This is a genomic window from Rhodococcus sp. AD45-ID (assembly GCF_003023755.1).
Taxonomy (GTDB): Bacteria; Actinomycetota; Actinomycetes; order Mycobacteriales; family Mycobacteriaceae; genus Rhodococcus_F; species Rhodococcus_F globerula.
The window spans coordinates 495522-514825 of the sequence record NZ_PYHL01000002.1; the positions used below are offsets into that span (position 1 = coordinate 495522).

General features: G+C 60.0%; 19 protein-coding genes and 1 pseudogene. 15 read left to right on the forward strand and 5 right to left on the reverse strand.

Going from position 1 to position 19304, the window contains the following annotated elements:
- Positions 1–39: 39 nt before the first annotated feature.
- The 14 genes from C7T36_RS18535 to C7T36_RS18600 all read left to right on the forward strand — a co-directional run bounded on the left by C7T36_RS18535 (position 40) and on the right by C7T36_RS18600 (position 14813).
- Positions 40–795 carry a hypothetical protein gene (locus C7T36_RS18535; protein WP_052683502.1) on the forward strand — a complete coding sequence of 252 codons (756 nt, stop codon included), beginning with the start codon at positions 40–42 and terminating at the stop codon, positions 793–795.
- A complete protein-coding gene (locus C7T36_RS18540; RefSeq protein WP_045067107.1) occupies positions 795–1340 on the forward strand; it encodes a hypothetical protein in 546 nt (181 codons plus the stop codon). Before C7T36_RS18535 ends, C7T36_RS18540 begins: the two co-directional genes overlap by 1 nt.
- A 46-nt stretch (positions 1341–1386) precedes the next feature.
- A complete protein-coding gene (locus C7T36_RS18545; protein WP_146153456.1) occupies positions 1387–1797 on the forward strand; it encodes a hypothetical protein in 411 nt (136 codons plus the stop codon).
- Positions 1797–2261, forward strand: a complete 465-nt coding sequence (locus C7T36_RS18550) for an HK97 gp10 family phage protein (RefSeq protein WP_052683503.1) — start codon at positions 1797–1799, stop codon at positions 2259–2261. The genes C7T36_RS18545 and C7T36_RS18550 overlap by 1 nt, the downstream gene beginning before the upstream one ends.
- Before the next feature lie 10 nt (positions 2262–2271).
- The gene (locus C7T36_RS18555; RefSeq protein ID WP_045067109.1) at positions 2272–2793 is read left to right on the forward strand and encodes a hypothetical protein; all 522 of its coding nucleotides are present in this window, start codon (positions 2272–2274) and stop codon (positions 2791–2793) included.
- A gap of 3 nt (positions 2794–2796) precedes the next feature.
- On the forward strand, positions 2797–3366 hold the full coding sequence (locus C7T36_RS18560) for a hypothetical protein (protein ID WP_045067110.1): 570 nt from the start codon (positions 2797–2799) through the stop codon (positions 3364–3366).
- A 101-nt stretch (positions 3367–3467) separates the two neighbouring features.
- Entirely contained in the window at positions 3468–8285 is a 4818-nt protein-coding gene (locus C7T36_RS30590; protein WP_052683504.1) for a transglycosylase SLT domain-containing protein, read from the forward strand.
- Between the two features lie 15 nt (positions 8286–8300).
- A complete protein-coding gene (locus C7T36_RS18570; RefSeq protein ID WP_045067112.1) occupies positions 8301–9287 on the forward strand; it encodes a hypothetical protein in 987 nt (328 codons plus the stop codon).
- A gap of 55 nt (positions 9288–9342) precedes the next feature.
- The gene (locus tag C7T36_RS18575; RefSeq protein ID WP_045067114.1) at positions 9343–10971 is read left to right on the forward strand and encodes a hypothetical protein; all 1629 of its coding nucleotides are present in this window, start codon (positions 9343–9345) and stop codon (positions 10969–10971) included.
- Positions 10972–11022: 51 nt separating this feature from the next.
- Positions 11023–11478 (forward strand): hypothetical protein, encoded by a 456-nt coding sequence (locus C7T36_RS18580; protein ID WP_045067115.1) that lies wholly within the window; start codon positions 11023–11025, stop codon positions 11476–11478.
- Positions 11478–12257: a hypothetical protein gene (locus tag C7T36_RS18585; protein WP_052683505.1), complete on the forward strand. Its 780-nt coding sequence runs from the start codon at positions 11478–11480 to the stop codon at positions 12255–12257. The genes C7T36_RS18580 and C7T36_RS18585 overlap by 1 nt, the downstream gene beginning before the upstream one ends.
- Positions 12258–12290: 33 nt before the next feature.
- Entirely contained in the window at positions 12291–13394 is a 1104-nt protein-coding gene (locus tag C7T36_RS18590; protein WP_045067117.1) for an LGFP repeat-containing protein, read from the forward strand.
- Between the two features lie 11 nt (positions 13395–13405).
- Positions 13406–13789 carry a hypothetical protein gene (locus C7T36_RS18595; RefSeq protein ID WP_052683506.1) on the forward strand — a complete coding sequence of 128 codons (384 nt, stop codon included), beginning with the start codon at positions 13406–13408 and terminating at the stop codon, positions 13787–13789.
- Positions 13790–13886: 97 nt separating this feature from the next.
- On the forward strand, positions 13887–14813 hold the full coding sequence (locus C7T36_RS18600; RefSeq protein WP_045067118.1) for a recombinase family protein: 927 nt from the start codon (positions 13887–13889) through the stop codon (positions 14811–14813).
- Positions 14814–14851: 38 nt separating this feature from the next.
- On the opposite strand, the gene C7T36_RS30800 is transcribed toward C7T36_RS18600, so the two are convergent.
- The 4 genes and pseudogenes from C7T36_RS30800 to C7T36_RS18615 form a co-directional block, all read right to left on the reverse strand.
- Positions 14852–15268: a hypothetical protein gene (locus C7T36_RS30800; protein WP_045067119.1), complete on the reverse strand. Its 417-nt coding sequence runs from the start codon at positions 15266–15268 to the stop codon at positions 14852–14854.
- Entirely contained in the window at positions 15265–15666 is a 402-nt protein-coding gene (locus C7T36_RS30595; RefSeq protein WP_239654746.1) for a DUF433 domain-containing protein, read from the reverse strand. The genes C7T36_RS30800 and C7T36_RS30595 overlap by 4 nt, the downstream gene beginning before the upstream one ends.
- A 33-nt stretch (positions 15667–15699) precedes the next feature.
- Positions 15700–15897 (reverse strand): annotated as a pseudogene (locus C7T36_RS30600) (MerR family transcriptional regulator); the annotation flags it as partial.
- A gap of 299 nt (positions 15898–16196) precedes the next feature.
- On the reverse strand, positions 16197–16703 hold the full coding sequence (locus tag C7T36_RS18615; protein WP_045067121.1) for a hypothetical protein: 507 nt from the start codon (positions 16701–16703) through the stop codon (positions 16197–16199).
- Between the two features lie 386 nt (positions 16704–17089).
- Between C7T36_RS18615 and C7T36_RS18620 the strand changes: the two genes are divergently transcribed.
- Positions 17090–18652, forward strand: a complete 1563-nt coding sequence (locus C7T36_RS18620) for a bifunctional 3-(3-hydroxy-phenyl)propionate/3-hydroxycinnamic acid hydroxylase (protein WP_045067122.1) — start codon at positions 17090–17092, stop codon at positions 18650–18652.
- Here C7T36_RS18620 and C7T36_RS18625 read toward each other — a convergent pair.
- Positions 18625–19302 carry a YceI family protein gene (locus C7T36_RS18625; protein WP_045067125.1) on the reverse strand — a complete coding sequence of 226 codons (678 nt, stop codon included), beginning with the start codon at positions 19300–19302 and terminating at the stop codon, positions 18625–18627. The genes C7T36_RS18620 and C7T36_RS18625 overlap by 28 nt on opposite strands.
- Between the last annotated feature and the right edge of the window lie 2 nt (positions 19303–19304).

Below are 19304 nucleotides of genomic sequence, written 5' to 3' on the forward strand. Positions count from 1 at the left end.
ATACTGTCATCTGTACCTACCGAAACAATTGGAGACATTGTGAGCGCAGCATTCGAATGGCCAGTTCAGTCGTCAGCGAAAGAATGGGGCGAAGCGTCGGCGGCCGACAAAGAGGCGATGGGGGAGTTGGCGACCAGCAACCTCTGGGCCCTGACGGGTCGTGTGTTCGGGCTGCGGGAAGTGACGGTCCGGCCGTGCTTCAGCCCGACGGACTACTCCACCTACCGCGGCCGGTCCGGCGCCGATTGGTTCCCTGGGTTGGTGTCCGGTTCGTGGATGCCCGGTTCGTGTGGTTGCGTCGACGGCTGCAACCATCCATCCGAAGTCGCGTTGCCGGGGCCCGTGCATTCCATCGTCTCCGTGACGGTCGACGGCGACACCCTCGATCCGAGTGCTTACCGGATCCGCAACAGTCGCTGGCTCATCCGCATCGACGGGGGAGTGTGGCCGCAAAACCAGAACCTCGCCGTCGCCGACGACGCGGAAGGTGCGTTCACTGTCACCTACAAGCAGGGCATTGAGGTGCCACTTGCCGGGCAGTTGGCTGCTGGCGATCTCGCTGTGGAGTTCCTTCGCGCCCGCAAGGGTGGCCGGTGCAAGATGCCGGACCGTGCACAACACGTCGCCAGGCAGGGCGTGGACATTCAGCTGGTTGATGCGGCTGTGCTGTTCGAGCAGGGTCTTACTGGTGTCTCGTCAGTGGATCAGTGGATAGCCGCCTGCAATCCGCACAAGCTGCGGTCCAGGTCGCGCGTGCATTCGGTGGATGCTCCTCGAGTGGCGAGGTTCCGCTGATGGACGTCTACGGCAAAGCGACCCTGCTGCTGAACGAACTCACCTCACGATTGGAATCGACGCGCGCCGGTCAGGTCGAGTGGGCGGCAGTGCATCCAGGAGACATGGTGCCCGCATACGGATGTGAGACAGCGTTCGTGCGACCTGGACAGATCTGGCCAACAGCCGCGTTCCCGGCAGCGTTGAATCCAGCGCAGATGGATCTGTCACAGCCAGTGTCATACGTGGCGGACCTCGAGATTGTGGTCTTCCGCTGCTACCAGAACACCAACGACAATTCGATGCCCGAACTGTACGAGCTGGATTCCCTCGCCCGTGATGCCCTCGACGATGCGCGGGCAATGATGCGGGCCGTGCAGTGCGCATTCGATCGTGGAACACAATTCTTCTGCGGCCCGTGGATTCCGCGCGGCCCATCCGGTGGCATTCATGGTGGGTCGATGACGGTCACGGTCGGTGTCGAATTGTGGTGCCACTGCGACACAGTGATCCCCGAGTTCGATTCGGTGTTCGCACCTATAGAAGGCGATCCACACATCACATGAAAATCGTTACACACAGTGCAACTGTGTCCACCGTATGATCTGCGGTATGACAACTGTGCATGTTCGAGCGAACCAAACCACAGTCGATTGGGCGGAGGGCGCCGAGTTCGTATGCGAGCGCACTCCGTTCGTCGACAACCTCATCCAACACGGAGGACTCACCGAACTCGAGGGCATCGACGCACCCGATGCCTTCGAAACGGACCGAGACCTCGCATACGAGAAGTACGCGGAAGCCTCACACGAGATCGACGTCGCCTACTCGAATGTCGATTCATCCGCTGAGGATCGCCGTCGGGCGGAACTCGCGCTCGAGGAGGCGCAGAAGAATGCCGCATCGTCGCAGAAGGATCTGACCGAAACCCGATCGGACGCCGCTGACACCATCGCCGAGTTGAACGCTGACCTCGACACCGAACCGCCGAAGCCCCCGCGCACTCGGAGAAAGACCACCTAATGCCTGCCCATGTGGTGATGTATCGGGAACGTATGGAGCAAGGCCTAGCCCACGATGCCGTCGCCAGAATGGACGACATCGGCCGGCAAGTCGTCAACTTCGCGCGCATCGGCTGCAACGTCGACACCGGACAATTGCGGTCCTCGATCACGCACCACGTCACCCTGGCCGGAACCTCCGCGAAGTTGCGTGTCGGCTCCCCACTCGAGCGCGCCCGCTACATCCACGAGGGCACCGGCATCTACGGGCCGAAGGGCAAACCGATCGTGCCGGTGACCGCGAAAGCACTGAAGTTCCCGACCCCGAAATCAATTGGCCCACTACGTCGCGGCGGCTCCCGCCGTCCCGGTGGGTTCGTGTTCGCGAAGTCCGTCAAAGGTATCCAACCGAACCCGTTCCTCACCGACGCACTGAAAAAAGTCCTCGGCTCCACCAACGTCACCGTCCGCCCCGTCACCAACTAAGGAATCATCAATGCCTCCACGCACCCGCAAGACAGCAGTCAAGCCCTCACAGGCCGACGGCAACCCCACAATCGACGAGGTCGAATCAGCAGTCGACGTCCTCGAAGCCACCGATGCGGAGCTCGACGAACTCGCCCTCGTAGACGACGAAGACAACCCCATCCCAGAAGAACTGCAGTTCACCACCAAAGGCCGAACCGCACCAGTACGAGACAAGTCCGACGCCGAGGTACTGTCCGTCGACGATGTCGAACTGATCGCGTTCCGCCCCGAACCAGCAGCGTGGAACCTGCTGATCGGTGCAATGTCGAAGTCCTCCAACGCCGCTGACAAAGCTCATGCTGTGTGGCGGCTGATCACGCACGTCTTCGATGACGGATCGCTGATGTACATCGAAGACCGATTGATGGCCGCTGGTGACGATTTCGATCAGGAGATCCTTGAGAAAATCGTGCTGGCATTGATCGACCGTTGGACCCCGCAGTTGAACCGTGCGCAGCGCCGTAAGGCTGCTGAGCGAAGTCGCCGATAGCCGGTGGCTGAACCGTGGGGATTCGACCCCACCGCGTGGGTTTTGGATGGCCGGGTCATGCATGTGACCCGGCCTCCGCTCGTTCAACTTGTCAGCCTCCTGATGGCACACACACCGATTCATGTTGTGTTCGGATCGCTACGCGACGCAGAAGACGAGCAGTACTTGTACGAACAGGTCCTCGATTTCGAATCACCCGTCGGCAATGACCTTCTCAACGACGTCGCTGACCATCTCGTTCAAGCGTGGTTCGGGATGCCACGGTGGACCGTCCAAGAAATCTGGTGGCGCGTCCTTGGTGTCTGGCCAGAAGTGGACGGCGAACTGCAGATGCGTGGAGTCGACCTCATCTCCCTACCGCCAGCCCGCGCCACGAACACCGCGAAAGCTGTTCTTACAAAGCAAGTCGCGGGGGACAAAGATCGAGCAGCTGAGTTGCAGCGAGACTTCATCACTGAACCGCCGCGCATCGTCCTGCGCCATCGGACAGAGGAAACGACACCCGAAGCCGTCGAAGCGGAAGGCTTCGACTTCATGGCTGCCCTCGAGTTGGCGAAGCAACATCAGCGGTGACTTTCCGCTAAACCTGTCAGGTGCAGATACCCTGCATATAGAACTTGTCGCTGGCTGTGGGCCGGGCATCACCTCTTGTGTGATCCCGAGGAGCCTCCGGCGTGACAGCCCCGTACGCAAAAGCCGTAGTCGAAGCGGAACTTCGGTGGGGCGACGTCGGCACCGAGTTCGAGCGTCGGGTTCGAGTTGCCGCTGAGAAAGCGACGAAGGCAGCGCAGAAGCATTTCGACCGGATCAAACTTGCCGCGAAGGTCGATCTCAATCCGAATGTCGTTGAGTTCCGTCGAGCTGTCCGCGCGATTAAGGGCGTCCAAGCTGACGTCGGATTGCGCGTCACTAAGTCGGAAGTCAACAGGTTCAGTGCCGAACTGAACGCTCTGCTCGCGAAAAAGAAGTTCATCGCACACGTGCAACCAGTGCTTGATGAAGCGTCTTTCAGAGAGCGGATGAAGTCTTTGCCGGATGGCAGAGTCAACATCAATCTCAACGTCACTGCTGGCGAGATCAGACGATTCGTGCAGTGGCTGAAGACAAAGCTAGCTACCGAAAACATCACCGTCCCTGTGAACTTGCACATGGACGAGGCTGCCTATCGCGCCCGACTCGCGCTACTGACAGCGCCGGTTACGCAGACCGTGAACATAGTCACGCAGGGTAGCGGCGCCGGGAACTCTTCATCGACGCAACACAACAACCGGCTGGCAATGTCGCTGAGTCGGGTCGCGACATCGGGGCTGAAGATCGCGGGTATCTCCGCGTTGATCGGCGCGATCGGTGGTGCGGCTGGTATCGCGGCCGGCGCTGTCGGCGCGTTGGTCGCAGGTTTGGGTGCTGTCGGTGTCGCTGGCGCGGCTGGTTTGGCGACGACGTTGGTCGGCATGAAAGGCATCGGGGACGCGTTCTCCGCGTTCAGTGCCGAGACCGAGTCCGCGGCGTCTGATGCGGAAGCGCAGGCGAAGAAAGTCGCATCTGCACGTAAAGGTGTGGAGTCTGCGAACCGCGGCGTGGAGTCAGCGAATCGTGGCCTCGAATCGGCCGAGAAAACTGTTGCACGAGCGAACAAGGATTCGCAACGGGCACAGGAGGATTTGTCGCAGGCTCGCGAGGACGCGGTCCGTCAGATCGAGGACCTGAACTTCGCACTCAAAGGCACCGCGATCGATGAGCGTGACGCAGAGTTGGCGCTCGCTCGCGCACGGGAAGCGTACGACCAGACGTTCGCTGACCCGGCAGCGTCGGCCCTGGACCGCGCTGATGCGGCTCTCGGTGTCGATAAGGCGTTGCGTCGGCAAGAAGAAACGATGCGCCGCAACGCAGACATCGAGAAGGACGCACGGGAAGCGAACGAGAAGGGCGTCGAGCAGTCCGATCGGGTTGTCGAGGCGAAAGAGAAAGTCGCTGACGCAGCGGATCGTGTTACTGATGCCGAGCAGGGCATGGCGGATGCGCAACGCGGTGTCGCTGACGCGCAGGACGCTGTTGCGGAAGCGCAGGTGAATCTTGAGGATGCGCTGACTGATACGTCGAGCGCTGCGGATAAGACGGCGCAGGCGTTGGCGAAGTTGTCGCCGAATGCGCGGTCGTTTGTGTTGGCGATGCGTGAACTCGGTCCGGCTTGGACTGAGGTTCGTAAAGCAGTTCAGGACAACATGTTCGCTGGACTGGACGTGGCGTTCACGGACCTCGCGACGACGTCGATGCCGATGCTTAAAGAAGGCATGGGGCAGGTCGGCACATCTATCAACGGTGCGGCGAAGGAGTTCGCGGCGTTCTGGGGATCAGCCGGCGCGCAGGACAGTTTGAAGAACATTTTCGCTGGTACCGCCGATCTGATCACGGCAATGCAGCCAGGGCTGGCGGCGTTGACGACCGGCATCCTCGACATCGGTAATGCTGCAGCGCCGGTGATGGGGCAGCTCGGTGATTCACTCGGCAACCTGCTGGGAAGTATCGGTGAGGCTTTCACCGAAGCATTCGCGGACGGTTCGTTGACGGAACTGATCGGTCACTTCTCCACGATGATGGACGGTCTCGGTGGTGGCCTGAATGCGCTGCTCGGCGGGCTGATCGATTTCGGGAACATCGTCGGCCCCATCCTCGGGCCACTACTGCAAACGCTCGGTGAGTCGATTGCGATGCTCGCACCTTCCCTGGGACAGCTCGGGTTGGTGTTTGGTGAGGCATTGATCGACGTCTTACCTGTTCTGTCGGAGTTCATTTCGATGCTCGCTGATGGGCTCACTCCAGTGATGCCCGTCCTGTCGAAACTGCTGCGCTCGTTGATGGAAGCTCTCGCGCCATTGATCGAACCGCTGTCCGAGATCCTGCAGACGATTGGTACCGCGCTTGTCGGTGCAATCGATGCCCTTGCACCTGCCATCGGCCCACTGGGTGATGCGTTCTCGTCGCTGGTCACGGCGTTGGCTCCGATTCTGCCGCACCTCGCGAAGATGATCGCGATGCTCGTCGGGGCGTTGGCGCCGGCGTTGACGAAGATTTTTGATGCGTTCGCGCCGGTGATCGAGCAGTTGGTCGATCAGATGGCTCCGATCATCGAGCAGATGGCGCCAATCCTCGCTGAGGTGGCACTGGCTTTGGGTGACGCGATCGTGAAGGCCCTCGAGGCGCTTGCGCCGTTGCTGCCGACGATCGTTGATTCGTTCTCGCAGATCGTGTTGGCGATCGCGCCGTTCATTCCTCAGTTGATTGAGATTGCGGCGGAACTGCTGCCGAAGTTGATCGATGTGATCGTGTGGTTGGTCAACAACATTCTGCCGCCGATGACGCAGGCGATCACGTGGTTGGCGGAGAAGGTTCTGCCTGTCGTGATCGAAGGTATTCGGGAGTTCGCCCGAGTGTGGGGCGAACGTCTCGAAAACGCCAAAGAGGCGATGCAGCGGGCGAAAGAGTTCCTGTCCGAAAAGTTCGAAAACATCAAGACAGCCCTGTCCACTCTGAAGGACTTCTTCGGAACCATCGTCGATGGAATCGGAACCATCTGGGATGGACTCAAGGCCAAAGTCGCAGAACCAATCAACTTCATCATCGACACAGTGCTCAACAACGGACTCGGGAAGGCATGGAACGCGGTCCACTCGATTCTTGGCCTTCCAGCGTGGCCAACTATCGACCCAATAGGTGAGGTAGGCGGCAAGGGCGCAGGCACAGATCGCATCTACCGTCGTGACGGAGGTGCCGTCTTCGGCGCAGGTGGGCCCCGCGACGACAAGATCCCGGCGTGGCTGTCCAACAACGAGCATGTGTGGACTGCAGCAGAAGTCAACGCGGCCGGCGGCCATTCTGCGGTGGAACGGATACGGCACGGTGTCCTCGCAGGGAACTACCGCGACGGTGGGAAGGTCGTTGGAGGAAAGGGGCCGGCGCGCTTCGCTATTGGTGGCGGTGTGATGTTCGGGTCCGATGCCGACACGTGGATGTCCGACGTCATCCAGAACACCTTCCCAGAAGTGACAGTTACGTCGGCTCTCCGCCCAGGACACTCCGGATTCCATGGGCGCGGTCAGGCCGTCGACATCGATGGCCCGAACAAGCAGCAGTACGCGAACTGGATCTACGAGGCATACCCACAGTCTTCACAGCTGATCTGGGGTCCGGGTCCGCTGCTCTACAACGTTGGCGGTCAGTCGATCACCGATCAGAACCAGCTCGCCAACCAGGTGTACGCGGGCGACCTCCCCGGCCACTTCGATCACGTTCACTGGGCCAACTCGGCACCGCTCGGCGATCTGTCGGAGGACCAAAAGAAGTCGTTGTGGGACCGCGTGAAAGACCTTGGGGGAGCTGTCGTCAACAGTGGCCGCAACATGGCCGCCAACCTGTTTGAGGCGCCGGTCAAGGCGCTTCGATCGCAAATTCCAAACTTCGACGGGCTGGGTGCGTTCGGTCAAATCCCACTGGCTATGTACGACAAATTGTCTGAGGCCGCCCTCAACATGGTTCGCGGAAAGTCTCAGAGTGTCGGCGGCGGTGGAGATGTCCCGTACGACAAGAGCTCCGGTGCCGAGCAGTGGCGCCCACTCGTTGAAAAGCTCTTCGACGAGAAGGGCATCGACCGCTCGTTGGTCGACAAGTACCTGTACCAAATTCAACGAGAGTCCGGCGGTAACCCGAACGCGATCAACGACTGGGATATCAACGCCCAGAACGGTGTTCCATCGAAGGGCCTCGCCCAGGTTATCGACCCAACCTTCGCCTCGTTCAAGGATCCTGGTTTCGACAACATCTGGGATCCCGAATCGAACCTCCGCGCGTCGCTGAACTACCTGCTTCGTGATCCGAAGTTCGGCGGTCAGGGCGTCGCAGTATTGACAGGCGGGGGCTATGACCAGGGTGGTATCGCGAACGGTATCGGTCTGATGCCGAAGTACACGATCAAGCCTGAGCGTGTCCTGTCACCGGAGATGACGCCGATCTTCGAGGATTTCGTGAAGGTTCTCGAGCGGCCGGACTTCATCGAGATTCTGCGTCAGATGCCGAACAACGGTGCCACGAACGCCGCGGCAACTGCAGCTGCAGCTACGTCGGGTCCGTCGACGGCGTTCGATCCGAACAACACCGGATATGACGACACGTTCTACAACGACACTGTTGCGCGCGGCGGCAAGGAAGGCGCTGATGCGTGGTTGGCGCGGCAGGACTTCGGCCCGCAGATCCGGACCTGGGGCATCAATGCGATGAAGGAAATCGGTGGCGAGTTCGCGTCCCCGCTGGGCCTGGAGCGGCGTTGGGGTGAGGCAGTCGATCAGGGCGCCGCGAACTACATGCGCACCTCGAGCGGTGGCGGCGACACCTACAACATCACGCAGGAGTTCCACGGCTACAACGGAACACCGCAACAGTTCGCTGCCGAGATGGAACGCGCCGCCCGCCAGGGCCTATCCACGCTGACGCCGGTCTAGAGGGAATGGATATCAATGACCACTTGCGATCCCGATTTCAACGGCGGTTTCCCAGTCCTGCTGATCATGCGGGACTTCGACCCGACGAGTCCGACGTTCGAGCAGGACTTGGTGTCGGTGCCGATCTTCGGACCGGACTTTGTCGGGCAGGGCATTTCGCTGCTCGAGGGGTACTCGGGTTTCTATCACACACCGATCACCCAGGTCCGGGAGAATCACGCCTACCAGGCGGGCTCAACCCCGAGTGACTATCCGCGCGTTGAGGAACGGATCCTCGACTGCGATATCGGTGTACAGGGCCGCAACTGGACCGAGTTCATGCAAGTCGAAACGCTGCTGTGGAAGATCATGAAACCACCGAAGGGGAAGCGCCCCGACTTCGTGATCCGCATGTACTTCGGTCCCGGCGAGGATGATTGGCGCGAGATCACCGTTCGACTCGAGCGGACCCCGAAGGACCAGTTCAAACTCGGCCCCGGCCTGACGACGAAGTTCAAGTGGTCACTGACCCTGCTGGCGTGCGACCCCTACTGGTATTCGCGGACGCTGCAGGACACCGTCACGTTCGATACGGGTAGCGGGTCGGGTGCGAATCGGATCAGTCAGCGGACGTTGCTGATCGACAATCTCGCGGATCAGGAATGCTGGCTCGAGTACGCCTCGAGCGAGCTGACTACGTCGTCGACGTTCACGCTGCCGGACGCGTTGGGTGTGTACCCGAAGTGGCATACCTCGGCAGGTCAGCGGATCTTCTTGGAGTTTCCGCCGCTGGGGGTGGGGAAGTCGTTTCACGTTCAGACGAACCCGCTGCAGATCGCGCTCGAGGCGATGGACGACAGTCAGGAAGTCGCAAATTTGCAGGGCGACTTCAATAACTCGCTGCCACCACACACTGTCGGCGCCGAACTTCCGGTGACGCTGAAGGGCGGCACCGCGCAAACGCAACTCAGTGTGTTCGCCGTACAGCAGTGGGACCGCTTTTTTGGTGGTGAAGCACTGTGAACTCAATTCCGGTACACACAGATAACTCTTTGCACCGTATCGGCGGTGATTGCTGATGGCTGATCTGATGACCCCTGACGAGGTCCGGCGAATAATCCGTCAACGCACCATCGAACGCATCTCCATCATGCGCGCGCGCCCGAAGATCACTCTCTACGACAAGAACTGGCGCAACCCTGTCCCGATCTTGGGTGAAGTCGCAGCGTCGTTCGAGGAGAAGCTGAACGACACCGGCGAGGGAAACCTCACGCTGTTCGGCAATCACAAAGTCCGCGAATGGGTCATCGAAGAACTCGAAGACGACGAGGACCTTCACATCCGCGTGCAGATGGCCGGCAAGGAGTGGACTGGTAAGGCGTCGGAGATCACGAACCGCGGCGACGAGCAGGGTTTCGAGTACATCGAAATCAAGTTCCTCCATGAGTACGAGCACTGCAAAAAAATAATTTGCTACTCAAATCCTGCCCTCCCAGCAGAGCTGCAAGCCCCCAAGATTTGGTCGTATGCGGGGTCGTCTGTGCGTGGAATCAAGTCTCTGATTTTCCTGAACCTACGGCGGCGCTTCGGACCTCTGTGGGGTTTGCCGGAAGACCTGTTCGATCCGTCGTCGTGGTTGGCGAATCTGAACCCGGCGAACTGGCCGATTGTTGTCCTCCCGAGTGTCGGGTTCTTCAGCGACACATCGATGTGGCAGGTCATCACCACACGCTTCGGGAACCTGCACGACGTCATTGCACCGTGTCTCGCACTGGCCGGCCTGCAGGTGGTCGTGAAGCGCTGGTTCCCGGGCATGCCGCAGCCTGCGCCGGACCACTTCATCTTGACGGAATCGACACTCACGATCGACGTCGTCGATAAGTCGGGGTACCGCGGCAAGGCCGGAAACATTATCGACGGACTGACACATCTCGTCACGGGCATCGCGGACGATCTGATCAATCAGGTTGTCACCGCGGTTGTGGGCGCCCCGAACCCGGCGAAGTACTCGTTGTCCGGGTTCCTGGGCACGGATCCGGAGCGGCCGTTCGTGACGTGGCGCAACGCCCAGCGGACTGGCGTCTCGGGAATTGGGCAGTGGCAGGCGACAGTTCACAAGGCGTTGGCTGGCGCAATTGTCACTGGCGGTCACTCACCGGACTATATAAACGCTGGCCTGAAGCTCATCGCGAATGCAATTTTGGGATACATCGGCGCGATGTTCGGTAACGCCGGACTCGCGCTGGGCATCTTCGACTCTGTCATTGAGGACGTCGTATTGGCGTTCCATCGGATGGCGAATCCGGTACGGCAGAACAGGATGGGCATTCGTGGTCCGGGTTACGGCGAGTGGTGGGAAGCATCCGGTGGTACCGGTGCATCACTGTCCGCACTGCAAGCGATCCAGACGGGCTTCGACAAGACGAAGGCGTACCGCTCCTACCAGGTGTCGGTGGTCAACTTCGCACCGTGGCGCGTCGGTGAGCATTTCGATCTCGGCGACCGCACCGCGGTGGAGATCGGTAAGCGCGGCACCTACTACATCGACCACGTGTACGGGTTGAAGCTGTCGTGGGGTCGCGACCAGGATCCGCGATACGACATCGCGATTGGCGATGACCGGCGCGAACAAACACCGGGTGCGATGCTGTCCCGCCAAGTTGAGGGCCTGAAGGCGATGCTGCAATCCATCGGTGTCGCAAGCTGAGGACAGTAGCAGTAGATACAGTTGTCAGTATCTACCGGAAAAGGAGGTGCTGTGGCGAAGGCTGATAAGGACGGCATCGTCCGCGACAGGCGGACCGGGATTGTGTTGGCACGCAAGAACCGGCACCCGATGGCGGACCTGTTCAAGGACACCCCGATGGGTGAGGGTTTGCCGGGGATGCATATGGATTCGATGGCCGAGCACATTCTCGCGATCCACGTCTTCGACAATCTGGGTTGTTCACCGCCGCAGGATCCGCTGTACAAGTCGGTGCCCGATCCGGAAAGCCTGGCGGCGACGGGTTCGGATCGGGTGCTGTGGGTGTCGGTGAACATCCCTGACCCGGTGCCAGAAGATGAGGCCGGCGAGCAGATCGAAGTTGCTGACATCTCGGGATACGACGCGGATCAGATGGCGGCGATGGAATTTCAGATGAAGCAGAAGCGGATCGCCGACAAGATGCTTGAGCAGGCCGATCCGCAGGTGCGCGGCGAAGGCGAATTCTGATGGCGTGGGGTGGAGTGACACCGACCGATCCGTCGTTCACGCCGAATTATGTTCCGACGAAAACGTACACGAAGAGCACAGTTCACAGCCTTCAGGATGTGGATCCGTACAACTTCGCCGGTGGCCGCAACGTCGAAATCCGTGACCTGGCTGAAGGTGTCCGCAGCAACTTACTGCTGAACATCCTCAACGGGTTCCTCAACATTGGGCAAATGTTGAGTGACATTTCGTTGGCGATCCGTGGCCTCGGCTCCTTCGGTCCCGGTCCGCTGAAAGACATCCGTGACGGTCAACTCGACATCATCGACCGCAGTGATTTGCTGTCGCCGCTCCTTGACTACGGCACCGCGTACATGAACACAGCCAACGGTTTCTCGAATGTCGGGCAGGCGAATTTCTCAAACCAGATCGGACCTATGCAGGGCTGCCACATCACCAATGGCCGAATCGTCCTGGAAGAAGAAGGACTTTGGGACATTCGGGCCGCGCTCTGGTTTGGTTCGGTCGGCTTTGGTCTCGGTGGTGGTGTGGGCTGGAATGTTCGCGTTCTCAAGCCTGACGGCTCCATCTATTCCGAGAAGATGGAGTACTTCGATACCGACAAAGAGCAGTCGGCGCTGTCAACTTCGTCTGTCGTGGTGCCGGGTGCGAACTATCAGGTGCAGGTGTACGTGACGGTCATTGCAGCAACTCGCAGCATCATCGGTGGCCCGGCCCGAAATCGACTGACAGTGCAGCACATTTCACGAGACACCACCACCGGCGACACCGGGCAGTAGCAACCTCTAACAACTCACCATCCAGGAGAAGTCATGACTCTTGCAGCACCTGCATTCGAAACCCGTTGGATGCTCAGTAATTCCAGATCGTCACGCTTCGGCGCCGCAGTCACGAATGCGTACTGGCACACCGAAGAGGGAAACGCGTCGGCGGTCCAGCTCGCCGGATTCTGCGGCAATCCCGCGAACAACGCGTCGTACCACGACATACTCCGTGACCGAATCCTCTGCCACGTCGTCGACGACGACTACGCCTCGTGGTCGGTACTCGACGAGAACTCCCGTTCCTACAACCTGTGTTTCGCAGGGTCCCGCGCGTCTTGGACCGAAGCGCAGTGGATGCAGCGCGCTGACGACATTCGTATCGCAGTCTGGCTCACCCTCGAGGTTTGCCGGCGCAAGGGAACTATCGCGACACAGATCCTCGCTGAAGGTGGCGGTAAGTACCGCCGCGGGTCCGGCATCGCCGACCATGCCTACGTCACAAAGGTTCTCGGCATCGGCAATCACACCGATGTTGGTCTCGGTTTCCCATGGTGGTTCGCGAAGCAGATCCTTGCCGAGTACCTCGCGCCGGCGCCCGTCCCGGTGGTTGTTCTCAACGCAATCAACGAGGAGTACAAGCGGATCGGCGGCGAAACATCATGGCTCGGTCTGCTTGAGGAAGGTGAGGTGGACTGCCGTGTCCGCGGCGGAAAGTTCTCCCACTTCGATAATGGTGCCATCTACTGGTCGCCCGAGAGTGGCGCGAAAGCGATCCCGAACAACCTGCTCGATGCGTACGCGAGCTACGAATGGGAAACCGGTCCGCTCGGGTTCCCGATCGGCGACCACACCGTACTTACAGGGCCGGATGGAAAGCCGTGGGGTGACGTTCAGGGATTCGAAGGCGGACCGCTGTACCGCAAGTACGGGGAGCAGGACGGCCACCGCGTGCACGGTTTGATCCTCGCCACCTGGCGCCGCGCCGACTTCGAGAACGGTGAACTCGGATGGCCCACCTCCGACGAGATCACTCTCGACAACGGCGACATCGTCCAGCATTTCGAACATGGCGACGTCTTCTACTCGCCGACCGGAACCGTCGCGCTACGTCCCGCCGACGGACCAGACCAGCACTTCCCAATCACCCACTGATAGGAGCCCTCATGTCCATTCTTGATTCCATCCGCACTGCAGTTCCGGCGTCCGCCCGTGAGAACTGGTACCGCTACGGCGGCGCCGCGATAGTTCTCCTCGCTTCGTGGGGTTACATCGACACCGCCACGGTTGCGCAGTGGTCGGCGCTGATCCTCGGCGTCATCACCCTGCTGTTCGCGGCGCTGCATTCCACATCGAGTGTGCGGACCGCGCTGTACCTTCTGCTCGTCGCCGTCCAGGGCGTGGCCGGGGGAGTGTTCGGCATCCTCAACGATCAGAAGTGGGGCGCCATCGTAACCCTCGCTGGTCTGGTGTTGGGTGTGGCTACAGCGGCAGCGAAGACACCAACCCCGGTCGAGTTCCGCGGGGTGCGGGTCAGCGCTCCCTGGTGATCTGACTAGCTCGACGTGAGGGGCGGGACCAATGTGGTCTCGCCCCTTTCTCATGTCCGCTACAGTTACGGTAGATACAGTGACCGAAGGGGGCACAGTGAGCCGTGCATATGGCTGGACCGACAAAAACGACGCCACCGTCGAAGACGAAGCAACCGTAATCCGCATGATGGCAACCACTCTTCTCGAAGGCGGATCACTCCGAGGCCTCGTCGAACACCTCAAGTCGGAAGGCATCTCCACCGTCTCCGGCAAAACGTGGCAACCGATCACCATCAAACGGGCGCTCACCAATCCGCGCATGATCGGAAAGAAGAAAGTCGGCGACAACCTCGTCGACGCCGGTATCCCTGCGATTCTCCAAACCCGCACATATAACCGGCTGTGCAAACTGCTGCTCGATCCGGAGCGCGCGAAGTTCACCGGAGGCCGCACGCAGATCGCATTGCTCGGTGGGGGTATCGCTCGCTGCGGTGGATGCGGTCGGGCTCTGTATTCGTCAGCGTCCGCCGGTCGCGCCGCTGTCTATACCTGCTCGACGCGTAGTGGCGAGTGCCCCGCGACGGTGTCCGTTCAAGCGGAACTCCTCGACGCCGACGTCACCGAACGTGTCCTCGCCCGATTGTCCTCACCGAAATTTCGGGCAGCGTTGACGAAGTCGATCAACGAGCTCGGATCACGCGACGCCGTGGTAGCGCGCATCGAAGATCTCCGATCCCGGTACACCGCTCTCGGTGAAGACTTCGCTGACGGACTCATCGAACGCGAAACGCTACGCGCCGGCACCGACAAAGTCCGGACAAATATCGCGGCGACTGAACTGAAGATGAAACAACAAGAAGTGCTCGCCGAATTACCTGAGCCGGATCCGTCGGCGATCGTTGAATGGTGGGAGCAAGCCGGGCCGCGCCAGCACCGAGATGTTGTATCCATCCTTCTCGACCACGTAACCGTGAAACCTACAGACCGCCGCGGCCCAGGTGGGCTCGATGACGAACGCATCGTTTACGTCTGGAAAAAATGAAGTGCACGCCCGCGTGACCAGCCAGGTTCAGTCGATCGTCAGAGGTGCCCAGCGCTATCGAATACCTGAGTATTGTTTCGCTCGGACTTCTTCAACCGAAAGAATGTCGGACGCGGCGTGGACTCGAGCTTCTCGATGATGAATGGGAGCGCGTGCACCAGAGTCGATGCAGGCCCAGCGATTGTGTGATAGCCGGTTGCATGCACTTGGTGTATGCCTATCCAGTGAAGTCCTGCGTCTCGGCAGGCATCGCGTTCATTCGGCCGCCGCAGTTGCATCAGGTCACCGGTGACGAAGACATCGCAGCCTCCGGATGCCACATGATCGAAAAGTTCGAGGTCGTCCATGCCTTTACTGTGGAGTTCCTTGACTCCAATGAACTCGTGAGGGCGAAAGATCGAGGTCAGATGGGAAATCATTCCTTGGTTGACGTTTTCGTCAAGAAAGAACTTCACGCGCGCCGCCGAACAGATTCAACCTGGCGGTCGAAGTCAACAGCATCTGCCACGTCAGATGGTCTAACTGTGGGGAAATACTCGCCGACAAACTCGGCCGGGACATCGCCGTCCTTAACCAGATTGGCGATCGTTCCGTAGGCGACTCGTGTGCCACGAATAGTGGGCCAGCCACCCATGCGGGTCTCGCGAACTTCGAGACGCGGCCTGGGGTTGAGAAAATCGACGACCTGTTCACCCTTCCAGTTCTTGAATGGTTTAAATACGTCGTCAAGGCTTACTAAAACTTGCTGTTGAGGAGACATCACAAGGTCGGTAGCTCTGTCGCCTTCCAATAGGAAGACAGAGGTTCCATCAGTTGTGAGCGTGTAGCGAGACGGATGATCAGTGAGATCCATATCTTGCAGAGATAGGAACGCACGTCGAATCCGTTGGAGCGGGATCTCTTTTCGAAGGCTGGCGACTGTGCGGAGAGCGACTACGTCGCGAAATGAATACAACGCGCGTGGTCTCCCGGACACCTCAGGGGCAAGGAGTGGGTTTGGGCCTTTTCGCCAAGCTGCCAACTGGCCAGGTGTTGCACCAGTAAGGGTGCAAACGAGATTAACTGGAAACGACAATCTGATCACCTCCTCCGCGTCGAACCCAGCACATGGGGTTCATTGTGTCAGCGAGAAGGGGATCGTGAAAGCGGGTTGATTCATCGGAGTGTCCACGGAAGTGCGCGCGGGTACCGTTGTTCATGTCGACACTTCGCCTGTCGGCCGGGCCTCGGGGATGTTTGCCGCATCCGCCGGGGCTGATCTTTGTGTTCCGGGAATCATCGCACGCCGCAAATATGGAGCATCAGCCGAACCGACTTTCCGGTCGGAACACACAAAGGGCCCTATCAATTGGTGGGGCCGTCAAGGTTTGCTGTGCGATCAGATCAATTGATCGATGCGTCGGGGCAGCGGTATTCCACAGCTAGTGTCAGAAGTCGCATGGCATTTTCTTTCGACATTCCCATTTCTCGGCTTGTCTCGTCGACAACGTCCTCGTTGGAGTAGCCCTCTTCGTTGTTCATTTCTGTCAAAGCGATGATTGCGCAGAGGTATCCGGCCATCAATTGGGCATCGGCTGAGGTCAGCTTTTCGCCTGTCAGTTTGGTCATCTCGATGGCGAGTTTCCCGGAACCTTCGGGGTTAGCAGCGACTTGACGTTCAGCTTCTTTCTGGGCGGCATCGCCGATCGGATCGGCGGAGTCAGGATCCCAGTTCGATGCCGTCGTTGTCGCGGAACTACGAGTAGTCGTTGCTTCGATCTCTTCCACGGCAACAGAAGTGCTGGGCACCATAGTTGCCGACTCACCGCTCACTGCGACAGGGGTGCTGTCTGTTCCACATCCTGCCAGTAAGGCAGCAGCGGCGATCACAGCGAGCAAGGTTCGTTTCATGGGCAATACATACCAGACAGTCCGGACAGGCGGCCGAGCTAGTTCGGAACTCTGCTCCGATCATTACCCTTCGCTGTTCGATTCTTATGCCCACTTTTGCCCACATCCTGCCCACAATTGCTGTAGAACAACCCGGAATGGTTCAGAAACAACCGGCATGGTTCGCAGGTGGGCGCGGTTTTCGGGTCTCTAACCTGGGGGGTAAATAGGGTTCGAAACCCTCCGCGCCCACCGAATACAAAAACCCTGATCTGCGCTCCGGCGCGGTCAGGGTTTTGTTTATCTCTAGTGTCCGGTATCCGGGTTCATCTGGCTGACGAACCCCTTGACGTGGCGTGCCCGCCCACAGATGATCGAACTCTTGCACGTCGAACTCTGGAGCATCGGTGCCAACGCACGCCCAACATGTAGCAGTATTGATCATCGGAGCTGGGCCGACTGGCATTGCCGCCGCGACGTTGCTCGCCCAACGTGGTGTCGAGACCATGGTCGTCGAACGCCACCGCGGCATCTACCCGCTTCCGCGGGCGGTGCACCTCGACGACGAGGTCCACCGGATACTCCAAAAACTAGGTGTAGCTGACGAATTCGCTGCAATCAGCAAATCCGCCAGAGGGATGCGGTTGGTGGACGGCAGTTTGGAAACCCTGCTGGAGTTACGCCGTGAAGGCGTCGGAGAACACGGCTGGCCCCAGGCGAATATGTTCGATCAGCCTGACCTCGAAAACCTGCTCAGGCGCAATCTTGCGGGCTTTCCCGCGGCTACCGTAGTCACAGGGGTGGAGGCGACGGTGACTCGTAGCGTGGGATCGGTTGTCGAAGTTGAACTGGTGGAACAGGATTCCGGAGGGAGGCGCACAGTCACTGCCGATTTTGTGCTCGGGTGCGACGGCGCGAACAGTCGGACCCGCGAGTTCCTCGGCACGAAGATGCGTGATCTCCATTTCGAAGAACTCTGGTTGGTTGTCGATGTGCGGTGCGGCGTCTCCCTCGACGTGTGGGATGGCGTCTACCAAGTGTGCGACCCGTCGCGCCCGTCGACGTTCATGCAGATCGGCCCAGACCGCTACCGGTGGGAGTTCCGGATCACTCCCGGGGAGAGCGTCGACGAACTCGTGTCAGCGGATTCTTTACGCGCATTACTGGCACCGTGGTTCCGCGAGGTGCCCTGGGAGGCAGCGGAAGTGCTGCGTCATACCGGATACACATTCCGTGCCGCTGTGGCCGACGTGTGGGGGCGCGACGGCGTCTTCCTGCTCGGCGATGCCGCGCACTTGACGCCACCCTTCATCGGGCAAGGCATGGGTGCAGGGTTGCGTGACGCGGCCAATCTGGCGTGGAAGCTGGCGGCGGTGGTGGACGGCACTGCTGAACGGTCGATCCTCGACAGCTATCAGGAGGAACGGAAACCGCATGTGACGCAGATTGTTCGAGCTGCTGTGGCGATCGGCTGGGTGATGGCCGGCGGAAAGGGCTTCATCTCGCAGGCGCGTCAATCCATCCTGACAGCGGTGTGCCGAGTGCCGGGGTTCAGTGGACCGGCGATGAAGTCGATTTCTCCGAGGCTGCGGGCAGGGCTGTTGGCGAGGCGCCCCGTGTTGGAGAGAAACCCTGTCGGATTGATGTTTCCACAGCCACATGCCGGGGACGACGATCGTCTTGGCACTGGTTTTTCTCTGGTGTATCGCGGTGAGATGGACACCCATCTCAGGGTTCTCGCGTCGGCGCTCGGAGCTGTGGAAGTGCTCGTCGGTAGTGACGAAACCGGTCGCGCGGTGTCGTCGTGGATGGATCGACACCGCGCCCGCGCAGTTCTCGTGCGCCCGGATCGGGTGGTGGCGGATTATGCAAAACTCGGGAACGGGCCTGCGCGCGAATCCACGTGGGCGCGTGCGCTGGTCGGTTCCCGAGTCGCGGCGAACTACTTGGACAGGATGATCGAGAACTGAATCTGGCCGGCATCCTCGACGATGATGTTGGCGAACATGGTGGGCTTGTCGATCTTGTAATCGGTCCACGTGACATCGATGGCGCCGGCGGCTTCGATTCCGGCAGCCGACCTACGGATATCGAAATCAGTTGTCACCGGACGGGTTTCGCCCTTGAGAGTGAGCTCGCCGGTGATCGGGATGGTGGTTATGGTGCCGTCGGCGGGGACTGTGCTCAGGTCAACGGGTTCGGTGATGGTGAATGTCGCCTTGGGGAACTTGCTGGCGTTCATCACGGAGTTGCTGAACTGGAAGTCGCGTCGGCCGTCGTCGGTTGCGATGGTGGCAACGGCGACCTCGACGGTTCCCTCGGTCAGCTTCTCGGATTCGACGGTCGCGGTGCCGCTGACTTTCTCGGTCTGTCCGCGGACGAAGACCCGTTGTCCCTGGAGCGTTTCCCACACTTCGTAGCCGGCCTTCGATCCGGGCCCGACGGTCCACGTACCGTCGATTTCTGCCGACGCGTCGGCGGGAGCGGCGTCGTCGCTCAGTCCGAGCGCGTCCGGCTGATCACCGTGAATGAAATTTGCGTACACCCAGGGTCCGGCAAGTACGACTGCCAGCACTACGGCCACCGCGGAGCCGATCACCCACCACCATCGTTTGTTCATGA

Excerpts from the sequence above, each read along its gene's own strand:
- C7T36_RS18540 (WP_045067107.1), top strand. The coding sequence starts at position 795 with ATGGACGTCTACGGCAAAGCGACCCTGCTGCTGAACGAACTCACCTCA.
- C7T36_RS18545 (WP_146153456.1), top strand. The coding sequence starts at position 1,387 with ATGACAACTGTGCATGTTCGAGCGAACCAAACCACAGTCGATTGGGCG.
- C7T36_RS18550 (WP_052683503.1), top strand. The coding sequence starts at position 1,797 with ATGCCTGCCCATGTGGTGATGTATCGGGAACGTATGGAGCAAGGCCTA.
- C7T36_RS18555 (WP_045067109.1), top strand. The coding sequence starts at position 2,272 with ATGCCTCCACGCACCCGCAAGACAGCAGTCAAGCCCTCACAGGCCGAC.
- C7T36_RS18570 (WP_045067112.1), top strand. The coding sequence starts at position 8,301 with ATGACCACTTGCGATCCCGATTTCAACGGCGGTTTCCCAGTCCTGCTG.
- C7T36_RS18575 (WP_045067114.1), top strand. The coding sequence starts at position 9,343 with ATGGCTGATCTGATGACCCCTGACGAGGTCCGGCGAATAATCCGTCAA.
- C7T36_RS18585 (WP_052683505.1), top strand. The coding sequence starts at position 11,478 with ATGGCGTGGGGTGGAGTGACACCGACCGATCCGTCGTTCACGCCGAAT.
- C7T36_RS18590 (WP_045067117.1), top strand. The coding sequence starts at position 12,291 with ATGACTCTTGCAGCACCTGCATTCGAAACCCGTTGGATGCTCAGTAAT.
- C7T36_RS18595 (WP_052683506.1), top strand. The coding sequence starts at position 13,406 with ATGTCCATTCTTGATTCCATCCGCACTGCAGTTCCGGCGTCCGCCCGT.
- C7T36_RS30595 (WP_239654746.1), bottom strand. The coding sequence starts at position 15,666 with ATGGATCTCACTGATCATCCGTCTCGCTACACGCTCACAACTGATGGA.
- C7T36_RS18615 (WP_045067121.1), bottom strand. The coding sequence starts at position 16,703 with ATGAAACGAACCTTGCTCGCTGTGATCGCCGCTGCTGCCTTACTGGCA.
- C7T36_RS18625 (WP_045067125.1), bottom strand. The coding sequence starts at position 19,302 with ATGAACAAACGATGGTGGTGGGTGATCGGCTCCGCGGTGGCCGTAGTG.